This is a genomic window from Dickeya fangzhongdai (assembly GCF_002812485.1).
Lineage (GTDB): Bacteria > Pseudomonadota > Gammaproteobacteria > Enterobacterales > Enterobacteriaceae > Dickeya > Dickeya fangzhongdai.
In genome coordinates, this window is record NZ_CP025003.1 from 3,132,044 (window position 1) to 3,149,879 (window position 17,836).

The following is a 17,836-nucleotide window of genomic DNA, read 5'->3' on the forward strand; positions in this document are numbered from 1 at the left end:
TCATGACTCACAGTTAGGGCTCAGAAAGTCGAACAACTCTCGTGAGCGATAACACCAGCTATGCGCCTGGTTTACGGGTATCACCGGCATCAACGCATTGCACACCAGCACTTCGTCTGCGTCCGCCAGCGTTTCCAGCGGTTCAGTCACCACATGCAGCTCAAACGCCGATGCCGACAACAGCGCCATAATATGCCGACGCGCGACGCCGTCAACGCCGGCAAGCGATACATCCGGCGTGAAAACCCGCTTTCCCTTGCGCCAGAATAAATTAGCCGCACAGCATTCCACCAGCGCCCCGGAGGTGTCAAGCACCAGCGCCTCATCAGCGCCGGACTGTTCAAGATGCATGCGGATGAACACCTGCTCCAGCCGGTTTAGATGCTTTATCCCCGCCAGCCAGGCGCTCTGCGCCAGCGGAACCGGACTCAGCGCCAGTCGGATGCCGTCCTGACGCCATTGAGCGTAGTGTCGCGGGTACGCCGCCTGCATAACAATGCGCACCGGTTTGTGGCATCCCACCGGGCTGTAGCCGCGGCCGCCGTTGCCCCGACTGATGATGGCTTTCACCACGCCGTCAACGCGGCCCTCGGCGGCCTGCTGCATCTCATCGCTCAGTCGCTGCCAGTCCGGGTCGGGCAACAACAATTTTTCCGCCGCCTGCTGCAACCGCCGAATATGTCGCTCCAGCCATACAATATGGCCGTTCACAACCCTGGCCGTGGTAAAACAGCCGTCGCCAAACTGTACGCTGCGATCCGATACCGGCAGGCATTGCTCCGCTTTTCCGTCAATCCACCACATATTCGTCTCCTCGGCCAGGGTGCAAGCCTGTCAGTCGTCTGGGCGTCCGGCAAGCGGCAATATCCGATTTTCAGTCAGACAAAAAAAAGCCCGGCAGAACCGGGCTCTTCATTAAAACATCGCATCAGACTTTGCGGAACACCACGGAACCGTTGGTGCCGCCGAAACCAAAGGAGTTACACAACGTGTATTCCATATTGGCCACCTGACGAGCTTCGTGCGCCACGAAATCCAGATCGCAGCCTTCATCCGGGTTATCCAGGTTGATGGTCGGCGGAACAGCCTTATCGCGCAACGCCATAATACAGAAGATCGACTCCACCGCGCCCGCAGCCCCCAACAGGTGGCCGATCATGGACTTGGTCGAGCTGACCAGCACGCGGGTATCCGCACCGAAAACCGATTTCACCGCTTGTGCTTCGGCTTTATCACCCGCCGACGTGGACGTACCGTGCGCATTGATATAACCCACCTGCTCCGTGGTAATACCTGCATCACGCAAGGCATTTTCCATCGCCAGCGCCGCGCCAGCGCCATTCTCCGGCGGAGACGTCATATGGTAGGCGTCGCTGCTCATGCCAAAACCTACGATTTCAGCGTAGATTTTCGCTCCGCGCTTTTTGGCATGCTCATATTCTTCCAGCACCAGAATGCCGGCGCCGTCGCCCAGCACGAAGCCATCGCGATCTTTGTCCCACGGACGGCTTGCCGCCTGCGGATTATCGTTGCGGGTCGACAGGGCGCGCGCTGCGCCGAATCCGCCAACACCCAGCGGCGTACTGGCTTTTTCCGCCCCGCCGGCCAACATAACATCGGCATCGTTATACGCGATAATGCGCGCAGCGTGGCCGATGTTATGCACACCAGAAGTACATGCGGTGGCAATGGAAATGGTTGGACCACGCAGGCCGAACATGATGCTCAGGTGCCCGGCGACCATGTTGACAATGGTGGATGGCACAAAGAACGGACTGATTTTACGCGGGCCACCATGCACCAGCGCGCCATGGTTTTCCTCAATCAGCCCCAGACCACCAATACCTGACCCGATAGCGGCTCCGATACGACTCGCATTGGCTTCCGTCACCTCAAGGCCTGAATCCTGCATGGCCTGAATGCCGGCTGCAACCCCGTATTGAATAAAGGCATCCATCTTGCGCGCTTCTTTGCGCGGGATGAAATCTTCACTATTAAAGTCTTTTACTAAGCCAGCAAAACGCGTTGCATAGGCACTAGTATCGAAATGATCAATCAGGCTGATGCCACTCTGACCGGCAAGCAGAGCATTCCAGGTTGACGCTACTGTATTGCCGACAGGAGATAACATGCCCAGACCAGTCACAACTACTCGACGCTTAGACACGCTGATCCTCCAGGGAGGGAAAAAAAAGATACTGAGGTAGAAGAAAACTTAGGCGGTCGAGCGACCGCCTAGATATGTTCGATTACTGCTGATTAGCCTGAATAAAATCGATGGCTGCCTGAACAGTCGTGATTTTTTCAGCTTCTTCGTCTGGGATCTCGGTATCGAATTCTTCTTCCAATGCCATTACCAGCTCAACAGTGTCAAGAGAATCAGCGCCCAGGTCATCAACGAAAGAGGCATTGTTCACGACTTCTTCCGGCTTAACGCCCAGCTGTTCAACGATGATTTTCTTAACGCGTTCTTCGATAGTGCTCATACTCTTAAATTTCCTATCAAAACTCGCTTTCGCGATGGTTTTCGTAGTGTATAAAATGTTGAAAAAGATGCAACAAAATCAAGACTGGTCGAACCAAGATTTTGTGCTTTTTGCAGTTTTCGCTGCAAATTAACGCAAATTACGGTGTTGCTTATCAGATCATATACATGCCACCATTGACATGCAATGTTTCGCCAGTAATGTAACCCGCCTCATCAGAGGCTAAAAACGCTACAGCGCTGGCGATTTCTTTCGCATCACCCAGACGGTTGGCAGGAACATTCGCCAAAATGCCCACACGCTGTTCTTCTGTCAATGCCCGCGTCATATCGGTTTCGATAAAGCCCGGCGCCACCACGTTAACGGTGATGCCGCGAGACGCGACTTCCTGCGCCAGCGATTTGCTAAAGCCAACCAGTCCAGCCTTGGCGGCGGCATAGTTGGCCTGACCGGCGTTGCCGCGGGAACCGATGACAGACCCTACAGTGATGATGCGGCCAAAACGTTTTTTCATCATGGCGCGCAGCACCGCCTTGGACAGCCGGAAAACGGAGCTCAGGTTGGTATCCAGCACTTCCTGCCAGGCTTCGTCTTTCATACGCATCATCAGATCATCACGCGTAATACCGGCGTTATTCACCAGAATATCAATATCGCCGAACGCTTCTTTGATGCTGGCTAAAACGCTTTCAATCGAGGCGCTATCCGTAACGTTCAGCGCATAGCCTTTGCCTTTCGGCCCCAGCCACTCGCTGATATCCGCCGCCCCTTTGTCGCTGGTGGCCGTACCGATTACGGTGGCGCCGCGGGCAGCCAGCGTCTCGGCAATCGCCCGACCAATGCCACGACTTGCGCCCGTCACCAGGGCAATTTTTCCTTCAAAATTCATTATCTTCACCGTTTTTACTGTTCAAGCGCTGCCGATAAGGAAGCAGGATCATTAATCGCCGTTGCCGTGAGACTATCAACGATTCGTTTGGTCAGCCCGGTCAACACCTTACCAGGGCCGGTTTCCACCAGGGTAACCACACCCTGCGCGGCCATGTATTCGACACATTCCGTCCAACGGACCGGGTTATGCAACTGGCGCACCAGCGCGCTGCGAATCGCTTCCGGTGCGGATTCAGCGCGAACATCCACATTATTGACCACCGGTACGTCCGGCGCATTAAAGGTGATCGCTTCCAGCGCATCCGCCAGCTTACGGGCCGCCGGCTCCATCAGCGCACAGTGGGAAGGTACGCTGACCGGCAACGGCAACGCGCGTTTCGCACCCGCAGCTTTACAGGCTGCGCCCGCGCGCTCAACCGCTTCTTTGTTACCGGCAATAACCACCTGCCCCGGCGAGTTGAAGTTGACCGGCGAAACTACCTGACCTTGCGCGGCTTCGGCACAGGCTGCGGCAATCGCATCATTATCCAAACCGATGATGGCATACATTGCGCCGGTCCCTTCCGGTACCGCTTCCTGCATCAGTTTGCCGCGCAGTTCAACCAGGCTGACCGCCTGCTTGAAATCCAGAACGCCGGCGCACACCAGTGCAGAATATTCGCCCAGGCTATGGCCGGACATCAGCGTCGGCAACGCGCCGCCCTGCTGCCGCCAGACGCGCCACAGAGCGACTGACGCCGTTAACAGCGCCGGCTGGGTCTGCCAGGTCTTGTTCAGTTCTTCCGCTGGTCCTTGCTGGGAAAGCTGCCACAGATCATATCCCAGAACCGAGGAGGCTTCGTCAAACGTTTCTTTGATCAGCGGGAATTTTTCAGCCAGTTCAGCCAGCATACCCACCGACTGGGAACCCTGACCGGGAAATACCATTGCAAATTTCGTCATAGTCATACGTCCTGATAAATCAAAAACGAATCAGAGCAGAGCCCCAGGTAAAGCCGCCGCCAAACGCTTCCAGCAAAATCAACTGACCGCGCTGGATACGACCATCGCGGACGGCCTCATCCAGTGCGGAAGGAACGGAAGCGGCGGACGTATTACCGTGACGATCCAGCGTCACCACCACTTTATCCATGCCCATGCCTAGTTTTTTAGCGGTGGCGCTGATAATGCGCAGGTTTGCCTGATGAGGGACCAGCCAGTCGAGTTCGCTTTTATTCAGGCCGGACGCATCCAGCGTTTCTTCGACAATGTGGGCCAGTTCCGTTACGGCGACTTTAAATACTTCGTTGCCCGCCATCGTCAAATAAGCAGGCTGCGGTTCCTGGCGATCCGCATAAGGCAATGTCAGAAGATCGCCATAGCGACCATCTGCGTGCAGATGCGTGGAAAGGATTCCCGGCTCTTCCGAGCGGCCCAGCAAGACAGCGCCAGCGGCGTCGCCGAACAGAATCAGAGTGCCGCGATCGGCCGGGTCGAGCGTTCTGGACAAGGCATCGGAACCGATGACCAATGCATAATCCACCGCGCCGCTTTTCACATACTGATCGGCCACGCTCAATGCATAGGCGAATCCCGCGCAGGCGGCGGCAAGATCAAAGGCGATCGTGTCTTTAATACCCAGCATCTGCTGGATCTGGCAGGCCGAACTGGGGAAAGCATGGCTGGACGACGTGGTCGCTACGATAAGCAAGCCGACCTGATTACTGTCGACTCCCGCCATGTCGAGCGCGTTCTGCGCGGCACGGTACCCCATGGAGGCAACGCTTTCATCTGGAGCAGCAATGCGGCGTTCGCGAATACCGGTACGTGTGACGATCCATTCGTCCGACGTATCCACCATTTTTTCTAAATCAGCGTTCGTCCTGATTTGTTCGGGCAAATAGCTTCCCGTTCCGAGAATCTTTGTATACATGTACGCTCAGTCACTCTTGGGTAATACAGCCTTTAGTCGCGACGCAATCCTCTCCGGGAGTTGCCGCTGCACCGTCTGCATCGCCTGTTCAATTGCAACAGCAAACGCATTCTGGTTTGCTGCACCGTGGCTTTTTATGACAGTTCCACGTAATCCTAACAGACATGCGCCGTTATAGTGGTCAGGGTTCAGGTGTCCAAACCGCCTGGCCAGACGCCGTTGCAACCAGCGCCCTAAAAATTTCAACCACCATGGCTGTGCTTGCCGACTTTCTCCCCTGCCGGACGAGCCCTTCAGGAGAGACAGAAACATTCGCACTACACCTTCCATGGTTTTCAACGTGACGTTTCCCACGAAACCGTCACAGACCATCACATCCGTTTTGCCGGTCAGTAATTCGTTGCCTTCCAGATAACCGATATAGTTAATCGAAGGCATGGTTTTCAGTTGCGCCGCTGCGCCCCGGATACTAGCGAGCCCCTTGCTCTCTTCTTCACCGATATTCAGCAACGCCACGCGCGGATTCTGCAATCCGAGCACTTCTTCCGCCATGACCGATCCCATCACGGCGAACTGCACTAACATTGCGCTATCGCAATCAACATTCGCGCCCAAATCCAGCACCACGCTCTTCCCGTGCTGCTGATGGGGCAGCATTGTCACCAATGCCGGACGATCAATCCCCTCAATGGGTTTGATCAATAATGTCGCCAGCCCCATCAATGCGCCGGTATTGCCTGCGCTAACGCAGGCCTGCGCTCGCCCTTCCCTGATCAACTCCAGAGCGATGCGCATAGATGTCCCCCGACTGGCACGAATAGCCTGGGATGGACGCGCATCGCCAGCTATTACCGATTCAGCCGGCACGATTTCCAAACGGGAAAATAAAGGGGAATCGACTTTAGCGAGTAATGGAGTAAGCGCAGAAGGGTCGCCAACCAGCAGCAGATGGAGGTCTGGATTAGAAGCCAGTGCCTGCAACGCTGCAGGCACTGTAATGCAGGGACCGAAGTCCCCGCCCATTGCATCTAACGCCAAGGTTAGGCGCGTCAAAGTGTTTCCTTGCTAAATCGCAGGAATTACTTGGCAACAACCTTGCGACCGCGGTAGTAACCATCCGCAGTGACGTGGTGACGCAGATGCGTTTCGCCGGAAACTTTATCTACGGATACAGCGGAAGTGGTCAGCGCATCGTGAGCACGACGCATACCACGTTTGGAACGGCTAGGTTTATTCTGTTGTACGGCCATGGACCTTACTCCTTAATTACTTACGCTTTAAACTGGCTAATACGGCAAATGGATTCGGTTTTTCCGCCTCGGCGGGTAACTGACCAAACACCATATCCGTTTCGGACACTTCACAGTGTTCAGAATCATGCACCGGCGCAATGGGCAAAGAGAGGATAAGCTCATCTTCAACCATCGCCAGCAAATCAACCTCACCGAACTCATTGACTTCGATAGGTTCATACGCTTCCGGCAAGGCTTCGGCCTGTTCATCACTGATGACCGGGCTAAAACAGAACGTGGCGTGGACCTGATGTTCGAAAGGCTTGCCGCAGCGCTGACACAGCAACGTCACCGTCACATCAGCCTGTCCATCAATCACCGCCAGCCGTTGGCTGTCAATGCTGAACGACAGCGTCGCATTCACATCACTGTCCACACTAACCACTGATTCGGCAACACGCATCACCTGTTCAGCCGTATAGACACCAACATAATCTAAACGCTTTTGAGCAGTGCGAACCGCATCAAGGGTTAAGGGTAATTTTACCTTTTGCATAGGGCGCGCATATTAACGTCGTAACGACGGAGAGTCAAAGAAAAAGGTGGCGATGTCAGTGCTTTCACCCAAATTTGCCTTCGCACACCCAAATTCGCTTCTAAAGCGGCAGACAGTTTAAAATGCATTCTCTGATTACGCTATGACCTGGTTTGCATTTATGTCCCGAATTGTCCTTGCTTCCACCTCTCTGTACCGCAAAGCCCTGCTGGAAAAACTGGGGCTGCCGTTTGTCTGCGCGGCGCCCGATATCGATGAAACTCCGGCCGACGGCGAAAGCGCCGGCGAACTGGTCGGCCGACTGGCGACCGGCAAAGCCCGCGCGCTGGCCGGGCGATATCCCGACAACCTGATCATCGGCAGCGATCAGGTCTGTGTGCTGGAGGGCGTCATCACCGGCAAACCTCACACCCGGGAAAACGCCATACGCCAATTGCAACAGGCCAGCGGACGATGCATCACTTTTTATACCGGACTGGCCTTATTCAACAGCGCAACCGCGCGTCTGCAATGCGTAGTAGAGCCGTTCGAGGTGCATTTCCGTACGCTCAGCACATGCGAAATCGAACGCTATGTCGATTGCGAACATCCCTTTGACTGCGCCGGCAGCTTTAAAAGCGAAGGGCTTGGCATCGCGCTGTTTGACCGGTTATCCGGCCGGGATCCCAATACCCTGATCGGTTTACCGCTGATTACGCTGCTGGAATTATTGCGAGAGGAAGGCGTGAATCCGTTATTACCGTGATGATGGCGAGGTGCAAACCACGTCCCTGCGGGTAATCAGGGACGCGGCGCACGCTTATTTCTGGCGCTGCCGCAAAGCTTGCAGGCAATGACGCAAGGCGGCATCAAGCGGCGCTTCAATACGCAGCGTCTCACCGGTGTGAGGATGCTCAAAACGCAGCGCCTGCGCATGCAGGAACAGGCGTTTGAGCCCGGTATCCGCCAGTTGGGCGTCGAATTCACGATCGCCGTAACGATCGTCGAACGCTATCGGGTGCCCGGCATATTGGGTGTGAACGCGAATCTGGTGGGTTCGCCCGGTAATCGGGCTGGCGCGCACCAGCGTGGTGCAATCGAACCGTTCTTCTACCTTGAACAGCGTTTCAGACGGCTTTCCTTCACTATTAACCCGGACGATACGTTCACCGCTTTGCAGCACATTTTTCAATAGCGGCGCCTGTACCGCCTTACAGTGCGACTGCCACTGACCGCGGACCAGCGCCAGATAATCCTTCTGCATCCCCTTGCTGCGCAGCTGCTCGTGCAACGCACGCAGCGCCGAGCGCTTTTTAGCCACCAGCAACACGCCGGAAGTGTCACGATCCAGACGGTGAACCAGTTCCAGGAAGCGCGCTTCAGGGCGCAACGCTCTAAGAGCTTCAATCACGCCGAAGCTGAGTCCGCTGCCGCCGTGCACCGCCGTGCCCGACGGTTTATTCAGGAGCAACAGATAATCATCTTCATAAAGGATGCAATCAGCCAGCGCCGAGACTTTATCCAGGCTGGCGGAAACCGCCGGTTCTTCACGCTCCGACTGACGCACCGGCGGAATGCGCACTTCGTCGCCATCCAGCAACTTGTATTCCGGCTTGATGCGCTTTTTATTCACCCGCACCTCGCCTTTGCGCAGGATGCGATAAATCATGCTTTTCGGCACGCCTTTAAGCCGGGTGCGCAAAAAATTGTCGATTCGCTGACCGGCTTCCTCGGAGGAAACCGTCAGAAACTGTACGGTTGGGTTCTCTGTTTTCATGGAGGCGGATTCTAAATAGCACACACCGATAGCGCCACATCTTTTTCTATGCTTAACTGTCAGTCTGGCTTATGAAGATATTGTTACTGTTCGCATCCCGACTGATTTCAGCATCAACTGGTTTCAGTTTGGTTAAAAACAGCACAACAAACTTTATATTGACAGGCAAAGTCACCTTGCTATCGACGTATCAGCAATGGAATAATGCTTTGGCTTTCCGTGCTGATTTCCGGTAAAACAGGGGAAATTGCGGAATTATTATCTTTGCCGGATTACTCATAAACGCAGCAATGGCGTAAGACGTATTGAATAATCAGGCAGTTAGCGAGCTGTGGTTTGCAGCTTGGCCGGCATATGGAATCAGATCTGGCAACCTATTTTCAGAAGCTGTTCCCGCAGTAAATGCGCTGTATTCCATCAGGAAATACAGGCTACCGAAACATGCGCCTCTATGCAGGCGACAACCGTGAGGTTGACGCCCCTGCGATAAGACACGAGGCCATCGGTCCCCTCCGGTCATGCCTCCGTTCATCCGCAGCTCTATCAATAATGCAAGTAAAAATAACGAGTTAAGTACGATGAAAAGAATGTTGATTAACGCAACTCAGCAGGAAGAGTTGCGTGTTGCCTTGGTTGATGGTCAGCGGCTTTACGATCTGGACATTGAAAGCCCCGGTCATGAACAGAAAAAGGCAAACATTTACAAAGGCAAGATCACCCGCATAGAACCCAGCCTTGAAGCCGCTTTTGTTGATTATGGCGCAGAGCGACATGGCTTCCTCCCTCTCAAAGAAATCGCCCGTGAATACTTCCCCAGCAACTACAATGCGCATGGCCGCCCGAACATCAAAGATGTGCTTCGTGAAGGTCAGGAAGTCATCGTTCAGGTGGACAAAGAGGAGCGCGGTAACAAAGGCGCTGCGCTGACCACGTTCATCAGTCTGGCCGGCAGCTATCTGGTGCTGATGCCGAACAACCCGCGGGCAGGCGGTATTTCCCGCCGTATCGAAGGGGATGACCGTACCGAATTAAAAGAAGCGCTGGGCTCGCTGGAACTGCCGGACGGTATGGGCTTGATCGTCCGCACCGCCGGTGTGGGCAAATCCGCCGACGCACTGCAGTGGGATCTGGCGTTTCGCCTGAAGCACTGGGAAGCGATCAAGAAAGCGGCGGAAGGTCGTGCCGCGCCGTTCCTGATCCATCAGGAAAGCAACGTTATCGTTCGCGCGTTCCGCGATTATCTGCGTCCGGATATCGGCGAAATTCTGATCGACAACCCGAAAATTCTGGAACTGGCCAAAGAGCATATCGCTGCGCTGGGGCGCCCGGATTTCAGCAGTAAAATCAAGCTGTATACCGGCGAGATCCCGCTGTTCAGTCATTATCAGATCGAATCGCAGATCGAATCCGCTTTCCAGCGTGAAGTACGTCTGCCTTCCGGCGGCTCGATTGTTATCGACACCACCGAAGCGCTCACCGCCATTGATATCAACTCCGCTCGCGCAACCCGCGGCGGCGACATTGAAGAAACCGCCTTTAACACCAACCTGGAAGCGGCGGATGAGATTGCCCGTCAGCTTCGCTTGCGCGACCTGGGCGGTTTGATCGTCATCGACTTCATCGACATGACCCCGGTCCGCCATCAGCGCGAAGTGGAAAACCGCCTGCGTGACGCGGTGCGTCAGGATCGCGCCCGCATCCAGATCGGCCGTATCTCCCGCTTTGGTCTGCTGGAAATGTCCCGTCAGCGTCTGAGCCCGTCACTGGGCGAATCCAGTCACCATGTCTGCCCGCGCTGTAGCGGCACCGGCACCATCCGTGACAATGAATCGCTGTCGTTGTCGATCCTGCGTCTGATTGAAGAAGAGGCGCTGAAAGAGAACACCAAAGAAGTCCACGCTATCGTACCTGTTCCCATCGCATCTTATCTGCTTAACGAGAAACGTGAAGCGGTCAACGCGATTGAGAAACGTCAGGGGGGCGTTCGCGCCATTATCGTACCGCATGACGGTATGGAAACCCCGCACTACTCCGTACTGCGTATCCGCAAAGGCGAAGAAAAGCAGACCCTGAGCTATATGTTGCCTCAGCTGCTGGATGTCGAATCACAGCCCTCGCCGGAAGAACAGGTGTCCGAACGTCGGGTACCGGAACAGCCGGCTCTGGCGTCCTTCACCATGTCGGACATTCCGCCGGCTGAAACCAAGCCAGCCCCGGCGGTTGCCGCTCCGAAAGCGGAAAAACAACCGGCCTCTTCCGAACGTGGTCTGTTCGGTCGTTTTGTCGGCGCGCTGAAAGGCATCTTTGCCGCGCCGGCCGACGCCAAAGACAAACCGGCTGAAACTGTCGAATCGGCATCCGATGAGCAGGAACAAAAGCAGGAACGCCGAAACAACCGCCGCCAATCCGGTCGTCGCGAACGCACCCGCGACAATCGCGAGCCGCGCGAGCGTGACGAACAGCGCCGTAACAAGCGCACGCCGTCGCAGAACGCCGACATCGAAACTGCGCCGGTAGCGGAAGTCTCTGCACAAGACAAAGCCGCGCGTGATGAACAACGTCGTGAGCAGCGCGCCGAGCGTCAACGCCGCCGCCAGGAAGAAAAACGTCAGGCGCAGAGCGAAGTTAAAGAGCTGAACACCGTGGCTGTCGACGCGGAAGACGCAGGTGCCGAGCAGGAAAAACCGGCACAGGTGATGCAGCGTCGTCAACGTCGCCAACTGACCCAGAAAGTGCGGGTTCAGGACAGCGATGCCACAGAAGAGAATGTCGAAGCGCAGCTTCCCGCCGTTCCGTACGTTCAGGAACCGTCCGTGGTTGAAGTGACTGAACCTGTCGCATTGGCTGCTGAGGGAACTGATACGGAAAATGACGCGGCTGAAAGCAACCGCGAAAATGGTCTGCCGCGTCGATCTCGCCGTTCGCCTCGCCATCTGCGAGTCAGCGGTCAGCGTCGTCGTCGTTACCGCGATGAACGCTACCCGGCGCAGTCGCCGATGCCGATGGCACAGGCTTCAGCCTCACCGGAAATGGCCTCAGGCAAAGTCTGGATTCGCTATCCGGTAGCCCAGCCGCAGCAACCAGAGCTGGTGGAAGAGCAGGTATCCGAGTCCATTGACGCCCCGCTTTCAGTCGTACCGGAACTGGCGGCAGCAGCGGTCGCTACGCTCCCGGAAGCGGTAGATGTTCTGGATACGGCTCCGGCAAACGCCCCGGCAACGGAAACGCTAGCCGTAGTATCCGCTCCGACGCAGCAAGAAACCGTGCAGAGCGAAGCGACTCAGGATCTCGGCGCCAGCGTACAGGAAGAGATTCCTCAACCTCAGGTAACACCGGCGCCGGTACCACAACCCGTGGAAACCGCAGCTCGTGTTGAAGAGGCTGTCGAACAGGCTCCCGCCGCGGTTGTTGCTGATGAGGTTGGTGTTGCTGATAGCGACGCGACAACCAGCAGCGAACCCGCCGAAACGCAGGTAACTGAACAACCGCAGGTTATTCACGAGCCGGTGCAGGTTGAGAATACGCCAGTTGCTCAGGAGCCGGTTGCCGCGCCGGAGCCAGCTGAGACCACGACCGTAGTGTCGGCCCGCCATCACCATGCCGCCGCGCCGATGACTCGCGCACCTGCGCCGGCATATGTTCCGGATGCACCGCGCGTCAGCGACTGGCAGCGCCCGGCATTTGCCTTCACCGGTAAAGGTTCTGCCGGTGGTCATGCTGCCGAGAATCAGGCCAGCGCGCCAGCGACACGGCCGGTGGAATAATATAAAAAAAGCACCTCGCTTCGGCGGGTGCTTATTCCCATTTAATGCCCGTCCATGACGGGCATTATTTTTCAGGCAATCGGCTGCAGCAACTTAATGTCCATGCCATCGATCTTGCCTTCCAGTTGAGCGACAAGCGCGCGAAAATGCGCAGTCTGCTCGTGCTCGTTGATAGCCTCCTGGCTTTTCCAGCGTTCGAAGAACACGAACGAACCGGTTTTGTTCAACTCTTCATGCAACTCATACTGCAGATTGCCGGCTTCCTGACGGCTCGGCGCAACAACCTGCCGGACAGCGGCCGCAACATCGTTAATGAACTCCGGCTTAGCCTGAACGCTGGCGACGATACGAATTTCCATCATAATACTCCATGAATATAACAACCGATTGAATATCCAACCATAAAACGCCAACTGCAGGCTAATTTCAACCTTTTCACAACAAACGGATGCATTCGCTACACTTTCCGCTTATGCTTACCCCCCGCCATATCACTCCCTGTTTCAGGGACGTTATTTACCGACCGCCGGAGTTTTTTCATGACCCCCTTGCCGAATGTTCTGAAGATTCGTCGTCCTGACGACTGGCACCTTCATCTGCGTGACGATCAGATGCTCAAGGCTGTTTTGCCCTATACCAGCCGACTTTTCGCCAGAGCGATCGTGATGCCGAATCTGACGCCGCCCATTACTACCGCGGCCCAGGCTGAAGCATATCGGCAGCGGATTTTATCCGCCGTTCCAGCCGGCGAGACCTTCCAGCCATTGATGACCTGTTACCTGACAGAGTCGCTGGACAAAAACGAAATCATCTCGGGCTATCAACAAGGTGTCTTTACCGCCGCCAAGCTTTATCCGGCACATGCCACCACCAACTCCAGCCACGGCGTATCGGATATCAGAACCATCTACCCGGTGTTGGAAGCGATGCAAAAACTGGGCATGCCGCTGCTGGTTCACGGCGAAGTCACCGATCCGGAAGTCGACATTTTCGATCGCGAAGCCCGTTTCATCGAGCGCATCATGGAGCCGCTGCGCCAGCAGTTCCCGGAATTGAAAGTGGTGTTTGAGCACATTACCACTCGCGAAGCCGCCCAGTATGTGCAGTCTGCCGATCGTTTCGTTGCGGCCACCATCACTCCGCAGCATCTGATGTTTAATCGCAATCACATGCTGGTGGGCGGCATCCGCCCGCATCTGTACTGCCTGCCGATCCTCAAGCGCAACACACACCAGCAGGCTCTGCGCGAAGCGGTCGCCAGCGGTAGCGAGAAATTCTTCCTCGGCACCGACTCCGCCCCGCATGCCAAACACCGTAAAGAATCGTCCTGTGGCTGTGCCGGCGTTTTCAACGCGCAGGCCTCATTGAGCGCCTACGCCACCGTATTCGAGGAATTGAACGCTCTGGATAAACTGGAAGCGTTCTGCTCCCTGAATGGCCCACGCTTTTACGGGTTGCCGGTTAACGAAGGCACGCTTGAATTACGCCGCCAGCCGGTGCAGTTTCCGGAAGAAATTGTCGCAGGCGAAGAAACTATCATTCCGTTTCTTGCCGGCCAGAGCCTGAACTGGTCTGTCGCCTGATAGCGCCGAACTCCCTGCCAGCCAGGGAGTCACTTTGTACGCATTTTTTATTCATGTTGTTGCCTTCCCTGATATACTGTATAAAAACACAGTCACATAAGAAGGCAACCATGCGTATTGAACTTACCATAGCAAAAACGACCCCGCTGCCCGCAGGCGCACTTGAAGCGCTGACCGATGAACTGAGTCACCGGGTTCATGGCATTTATCCGGATACCCCCGTACACGTCCGTTACGCTGCCGCCAATAATCTGAGCGTCTTTGGCGGTAACAAGGACGATAAAGAGAGAATATCGGAGATCCTGCAGGAGACATGGGAAAGCGCTGACGACTGGTTTATTCAAAACGAGTAGTCCTTTCTCCATCCGCACAGGTTACCTAATGGCCAGTCCTCTTGCGTCTGGCCTCTTCATTTTTTCCTCGGATATCGCGTTGAATCGCACGTTCACATTAACGAGCTGTACTATTTTTGTTCAGGAATCATCGTTCATTTCACCAGATAATTAACTGAAACATCCACTTGAGTTTTTTTTACATTTAATTTCCATAAATGAATCTGACAGAGATATACTGATATTGCTCAGCTACAAGAGCCGTCTTAAACCTCGTTTAGTCACTCACGGTAGTAACTAGTCAATAAGGGGTATTTATGGACAGAAAAAATGAGATTATTCAAACGCACCCGCTAGTAGGCTGGGATATCAGTACCGTTGACAGTTATGACGCAATGATGATCCGCCTGCATTACCTTTCTACGGCGGACCAGGCGCCAGATGAGGCGCAGGTTGACCGGACATTATGGTTAACCACGGACGTGGCAAAACAGCTTATCTCAATCCTTGAGGCTGGGATTGCCAAAATCGAATCGAATGAATATCAACCTGCCGACTATCTTAAGCATTAATATTTTTTATATTTATCACCATTCACCAATGCCATTCTCTCCCCTGACACCGCTCCCCAGAGCGGTGTCTTACCGTCTATATCTTCATTACAACAAATTTAGCATCTGATTTGTTTATAAAAATAAATTACCAAAAGAATAAAATCAGAAAAACAAATAACCCAATTTAATAAAAAAGCATTTATCTTCCTGAATTTAAATAAATAAAGAAATGTTTTAATAAACTTACACAGTCATCCTGAATAATAAATCCGCACCACCTTCAAATTTATTGAAATATAAAAATATCATATTGGATAGGTCATTTTTATATTGATTTTATGTTTACGGATGTTTAATTTCCTGAAACAAAGGTTAACCTACGATAAGGATTTCAATAATGCTTTGGCGTAATACGTCAACCCGCTATGGGCACATTAGCGTGCTGCTGCACTGGATTACCGCTGCCACAGTGTATGGCATGTTTGCATTAGGGCTATGGATGGTTGCCCTGGGATATTACGATCCCTGGTATCACAACGCGCCTGAAATACATAAAGGTATAGGCATATTGCTGTTTCTGGCTCTGCTGTTCCGGGTGATATGGCGCTGGGTTTCTCCTCCTCCTCGCCCGCTATCCAGCTATTCCACACTGACCCGTATCGGCGCCACGTTGGCGCATATTTTCCTGTATCTGTTGTTATTCAGCATACTGATTAGCGGTTATCTGATTTCTACCGCCGAAGGTCAGCCAATTTCCGTCTTTGGCTGGTTCTCAGTGCCCGCTACGCTGAGCGGGATTCAGGATCAGGCGGATACCGCCGGTACCATCCATTTGTATCTTGCATGGGCGGTCGTCATTTTGTCCGTCTTGCATGCGCTGGCGGCATTTAAACATCACTTTATCGATCGTGACGCTACGTTAAAACGCATGTTGGGTAGACAGGCGGATTAATTCATTCTGGGTTCAAGGAGAAAGACCAATGTTTAAGAAAGCAATTCTGGGCGTGACTATGGCTTCCCTGTTTAGCTTCGCGGGAGCCGCTACCGCTGCCGATTATAAAATTGACAAGGAAGGACAACATGCGTTTGTTCAGTTCCGTATCAAGCATCTGGGATACAGCTGGTTATACGGTACCTTCAAGGATTTCGACGGCGCATTTACCTTTGATGAAAATAATCCTTCCGCAGACAAAGTCAGCGTAACCATCAATACCAACAGCGTTGACACCAATCATGCCGAACGTGATAAACATATTCGCAGCGCCGAATTTCTGAATGTCGCCAAGCACCCTCAGGCGACATTCGCATCCACCGAAGTGAAAAAAGACGGCGATGAATTGAAAATTACCGGCAATCTGACATTGAATGGCGTAACTAAACCGCTGACGCTGGAAGCGAAAGCAATTGGTCAGGGTAACGACCCGTGGGGGAATTATCGTGCCGGTTTCGAAGCCGAAGGAAAGCTTAAACTGAAAGATTTTAATATCACTACCGATCTTGGCCCGGCTTCTCAGGAAGTGGATCTGATCATTTCGGTTGAAGGTATTCGTCAGAAATAATAATTTGCGCAGAGTCTTTCATAGACTCTGCGCTTTTCGCCATCAGCGTTATTTTTTCTCTTCCGGGGCGGGAATACCCAGAGTGGTATTCAGCAATCCTTTAGACTTATTGAAGATCTTCATACTGATTTCACGATTTTTCCGGCGCTGACGCTGCTCTTCAAGCGGTAACCGGATCTCATTCTGACACACGGCGCTACAGCATCCCTCATATTTTTCCGCGCACGTCGGGCATTGAATAAACAGTAAATGGCATCCCTGATTCTTACAGTTGACATGGGTATCGCACGGCTCACCGCATTGATGGCAATGGGCAATCACATCCCCGGATACTCGTTCCCCCATCCGTTCGTCAAATACAAAGTTTTTGCCGATAAACCTGAGGGGCAACCCATTGGCTTTGGCCTGCCGCACGTATTCGATGATGCCGCCTTCCACGTGATAGACATTTCTGAAACCATGATGAAGCATGTAGGCACTGGCTTTTTCACAGCGAATCCCGCCGGTGCAATACATCACGATATTCTTGTCGCGCGCGTCCGCCAGCATATCGACCGCCATCGGCAACTGCTCGCGGAACGTATCGGAAGGCACTTCAATCGCGTTTTCAAAATGGCCGACTTCATACTCATAATGATTACGCATATCCACGAACAACGTATCAGGATCGTCCGCCATCCGGTTGACCTCTTCCGCTTTGAGATACTGACCGACCTGGGTCGGATCGAAGCTGGCGTCATCAATGCCATCGGCGACAATGCGATCCCGCACTTTCATGCGTAATACCCAGAATGACTTACCGTCATCTTCCAGTGCGACATTCAGCCGAATTCCGTCCAGAGCCGGATGCGAGCCGAACAGGGCGCGGCGAAAGTCCTCAAAATGGCTGGCCGGAACGCTGATCTGCGCGTTAATGCCTTCTCTGGCGATATAAACGCGGCCGAATACCTTTACATGGCTAAAGGCGATATAGAGCGCATCGCGGAAGGCTTGCGGGTCATCCAGTTGGAAATATTTGTAAAAGGACACTGTGGTACGCGGCTCGGTTTCAGCGAGCATGCGCGCTTTCAGTTCCTCATTGGAAACACGGTTATGTAACACTGGCATGGTGTACGATCCTGTTTTTATTGAGGTGAATGGCGTTAAAATATTATGAAGGCGATGTTGCGCAAACAATAAATTGCCGCCGCATCATACACGAGGGATAGCAT

The 17,836-nt window shown here is 53.9% G+C and carries 19 protein-coding genes; 7 read left to right on the top strand and 12 right to left on the bottom strand.

Annotation, left to right across the window (positions count from 1 at the left end; genetic code table 11):
* The 9 genes from pabC to yceD form a co-directional block, all read right to left on the bottom strand.
* A complete protein-coding gene (gene pabC, locus CVE23_RS13850) occupies window positions 1-804 on the bottom strand; it encodes an aminodeoxychorismate lyase (RefSeq protein ID WP_100849771.1) in 804 nt (267 codons plus the stop codon).
* Window positions 805-928: 124 nt separating this feature from the next.
* Window positions 929-2,167, bottom strand: a complete 1,239-nt coding sequence (gene fabF / locus CVE23_RS13855; RefSeq protein ID WP_038919517.1) for a beta-ketoacyl-ACP synthase II — start codon at window positions 2,165-2,167, stop codon at window positions 929-931.
* Window positions 2,168-2,249: 82 nt separating this feature from the next.
* Window positions 2,250-2,486, bottom strand: coding sequence for an acyl carrier protein (acpP, locus tag CVE23_RS13860; protein WP_012765204.1), 237 nt, complete (start codon window positions 2,484-2,486; stop codon window positions 2,250-2,252).
* 154 nt (window positions 2,487-2,640) lie between these two features.
* Window positions 2,641-3,375: a 3-oxoacyl-ACP reductase FabG gene (fabG, locus tag CVE23_RS13865; protein WP_013318435.1), complete on the bottom strand. Its 735-nt coding sequence runs from the start codon at window positions 3,373-3,375 to the stop codon at window positions 2,641-2,643.
* Between the two features lie 14 nt (window positions 3,376-3,389).
* Window positions 3,390-4,319 (bottom strand): ACP S-malonyltransferase, encoded by a 930-nt coding sequence (gene fabD / locus CVE23_RS13870; protein ID WP_038919519.1) that lies wholly within the window; start codon window positions 4,317-4,319, stop codon window positions 3,390-3,392.
* A 19-nt stretch (window positions 4,320-4,338) separates the two neighbouring features.
* Entirely contained in the window at window positions 4,339-5,289 is a 951-nt protein-coding gene (locus CVE23_RS13875) for a beta-ketoacyl-ACP synthase III (protein ID WP_038919520.1), read from the bottom strand.
* A 6-nt stretch (window positions 5,290-5,295) separates the two neighbouring features.
* Window positions 5,296-6,342 carry a phosphate acyltransferase PlsX gene (gene plsX / locus CVE23_RS13880; protein ID WP_038919521.1) on the bottom strand — a complete coding sequence of 349 codons (1,047 nt, stop codon included), beginning with the start codon at window positions 6,340-6,342 and terminating at the stop codon, window positions 5,296-5,298.
* A 26-nt stretch (window positions 6,343-6,368) separates the two neighbouring features.
* Entirely contained in the window at window positions 6,369-6,539 is a 171-nt protein-coding gene (gene rpmF / locus CVE23_RS13885; RefSeq protein WP_012769343.1) for a 50S ribosomal protein L32, read from the bottom strand.
* 16 nt (window positions 6,540-6,555) lie between these two features.
* Window positions 6,556-7,077 (bottom strand): 23S rRNA accumulation protein YceD, encoded by a 522-nt coding sequence (yceD, locus tag CVE23_RS13890; RefSeq protein WP_038668008.1) that lies wholly within the window; start codon window positions 7,075-7,077, stop codon window positions 6,556-6,558.
* A gap of 160 nt (window positions 7,078-7,237) precedes the next feature.
* On the opposite strand from yceD, the gene CVE23_RS13895 reads away from it, so the two are divergent.
* A complete protein-coding gene (locus tag CVE23_RS13895; RefSeq protein ID WP_038921030.1) occupies window positions 7,238-7,822 on the top strand; it encodes a Maf family protein in 585 nt (194 codons plus the stop codon).
* Window positions 7,823-7,876: 54 nt separating this feature from the next.
* On the opposite strand, the gene rluC is transcribed toward CVE23_RS13895, so the two are convergent.
* The gene (rluC, locus tag CVE23_RS13900) at window positions 7,877-8,833 is read right to left on the bottom strand and encodes a 23S rRNA pseudouridine(955/2504/2580) synthase RluC (RefSeq protein WP_100849772.1); all 957 of its coding nucleotides are present in this window, start codon (window positions 8,831-8,833) and stop codon (window positions 7,877-7,879) included.
* A gap of 578 nt (window positions 8,834-9,411) precedes the next feature.
* On the opposite strand from rluC, the gene rne reads away from it, so the two are divergent.
* Window positions 9,412-12,597, top strand: a complete 3,186-nt coding sequence (rne, locus tag CVE23_RS13905) for a ribonuclease E (RefSeq protein ID WP_100849773.1) — start codon at window positions 9,412-9,414, stop codon at window positions 12,595-12,597.
* Between the two features lie 71 nt (window positions 12,598-12,668).
* Here the strand turns inward: rne and CVE23_RS13910 are convergent, their stop codons facing one another.
* Window positions 12,669-12,956, bottom strand: a complete 288-nt coding sequence (locus tag CVE23_RS13910) for a putative quinol monooxygenase (protein ID WP_038919524.1) — start codon at window positions 12,954-12,956, stop codon at window positions 12,669-12,671.
* Window positions 12,957-13,136: 180 nt separating this feature from the next.
* On the opposite strand from CVE23_RS13910, the gene pyrC reads away from it, so the two are divergent.
* From pyrC to CVE23_RS13935, 5 genes are all read left to right on the top strand, one after another.
* Window positions 13,137-14,180: a dihydroorotase gene (pyrC, locus tag CVE23_RS13915; RefSeq protein WP_038919526.1), complete on the top strand. Its 1,044-nt coding sequence runs from the start codon at window positions 13,137-13,139 to the stop codon at window positions 14,178-14,180.
* Between the two features lie 110 nt (window positions 14,181-14,290).
* Complete coding sequence (gene dinI, locus CVE23_RS13920) at window positions 14,291-14,533, top strand: DNA damage-inducible protein I (RefSeq protein ID WP_038919528.1); 243 nt, start codon at window positions 14,291-14,293, stop codon at window positions 14,531-14,533.
* A 296-nt stretch (window positions 14,534-14,829) separates the two neighbouring features.
* Window positions 14,830-15,084, top strand: coding sequence for a biofilm formation regulator BssS (bssS, locus tag CVE23_RS13925; protein ID WP_013318447.1), 255 nt, complete (start codon window positions 14,830-14,832; stop codon window positions 15,082-15,084).
* Window positions 15,085-15,463: 379 nt separating this feature from the next.
* Window positions 15,464-16,018 (top strand): cytochrome b, encoded by a 555-nt coding sequence (locus tag CVE23_RS13930; RefSeq protein ID WP_038667998.1) that lies wholly within the window; start codon window positions 15,464-15,466, stop codon window positions 16,016-16,018.
* A 28-nt stretch (window positions 16,019-16,046) separates the two neighbouring features.
* Window positions 16,047-16,625: a YceI family protein gene (locus tag CVE23_RS13935; protein ID WP_038667996.1), complete on the top strand. Its 579-nt coding sequence runs from the start codon at window positions 16,047-16,049 to the stop codon at window positions 16,623-16,625.
* Window positions 16,626-16,673: 48 nt separating this feature from the next.
* Here CVE23_RS13935 and trhO read toward each other — a convergent pair whose 3' ends face one another.
* Window positions 16,674-17,732: an oxygen-dependent tRNA uridine(34) hydroxylase TrhO gene (trhO, locus tag CVE23_RS13940; protein WP_100849774.1), complete on the bottom strand. Its 1,059-nt coding sequence runs from the start codon at window positions 17,730-17,732 to the stop codon at window positions 16,674-16,676.
* Window positions 17,733-17,836 lie beyond the last annotated feature (104 nt).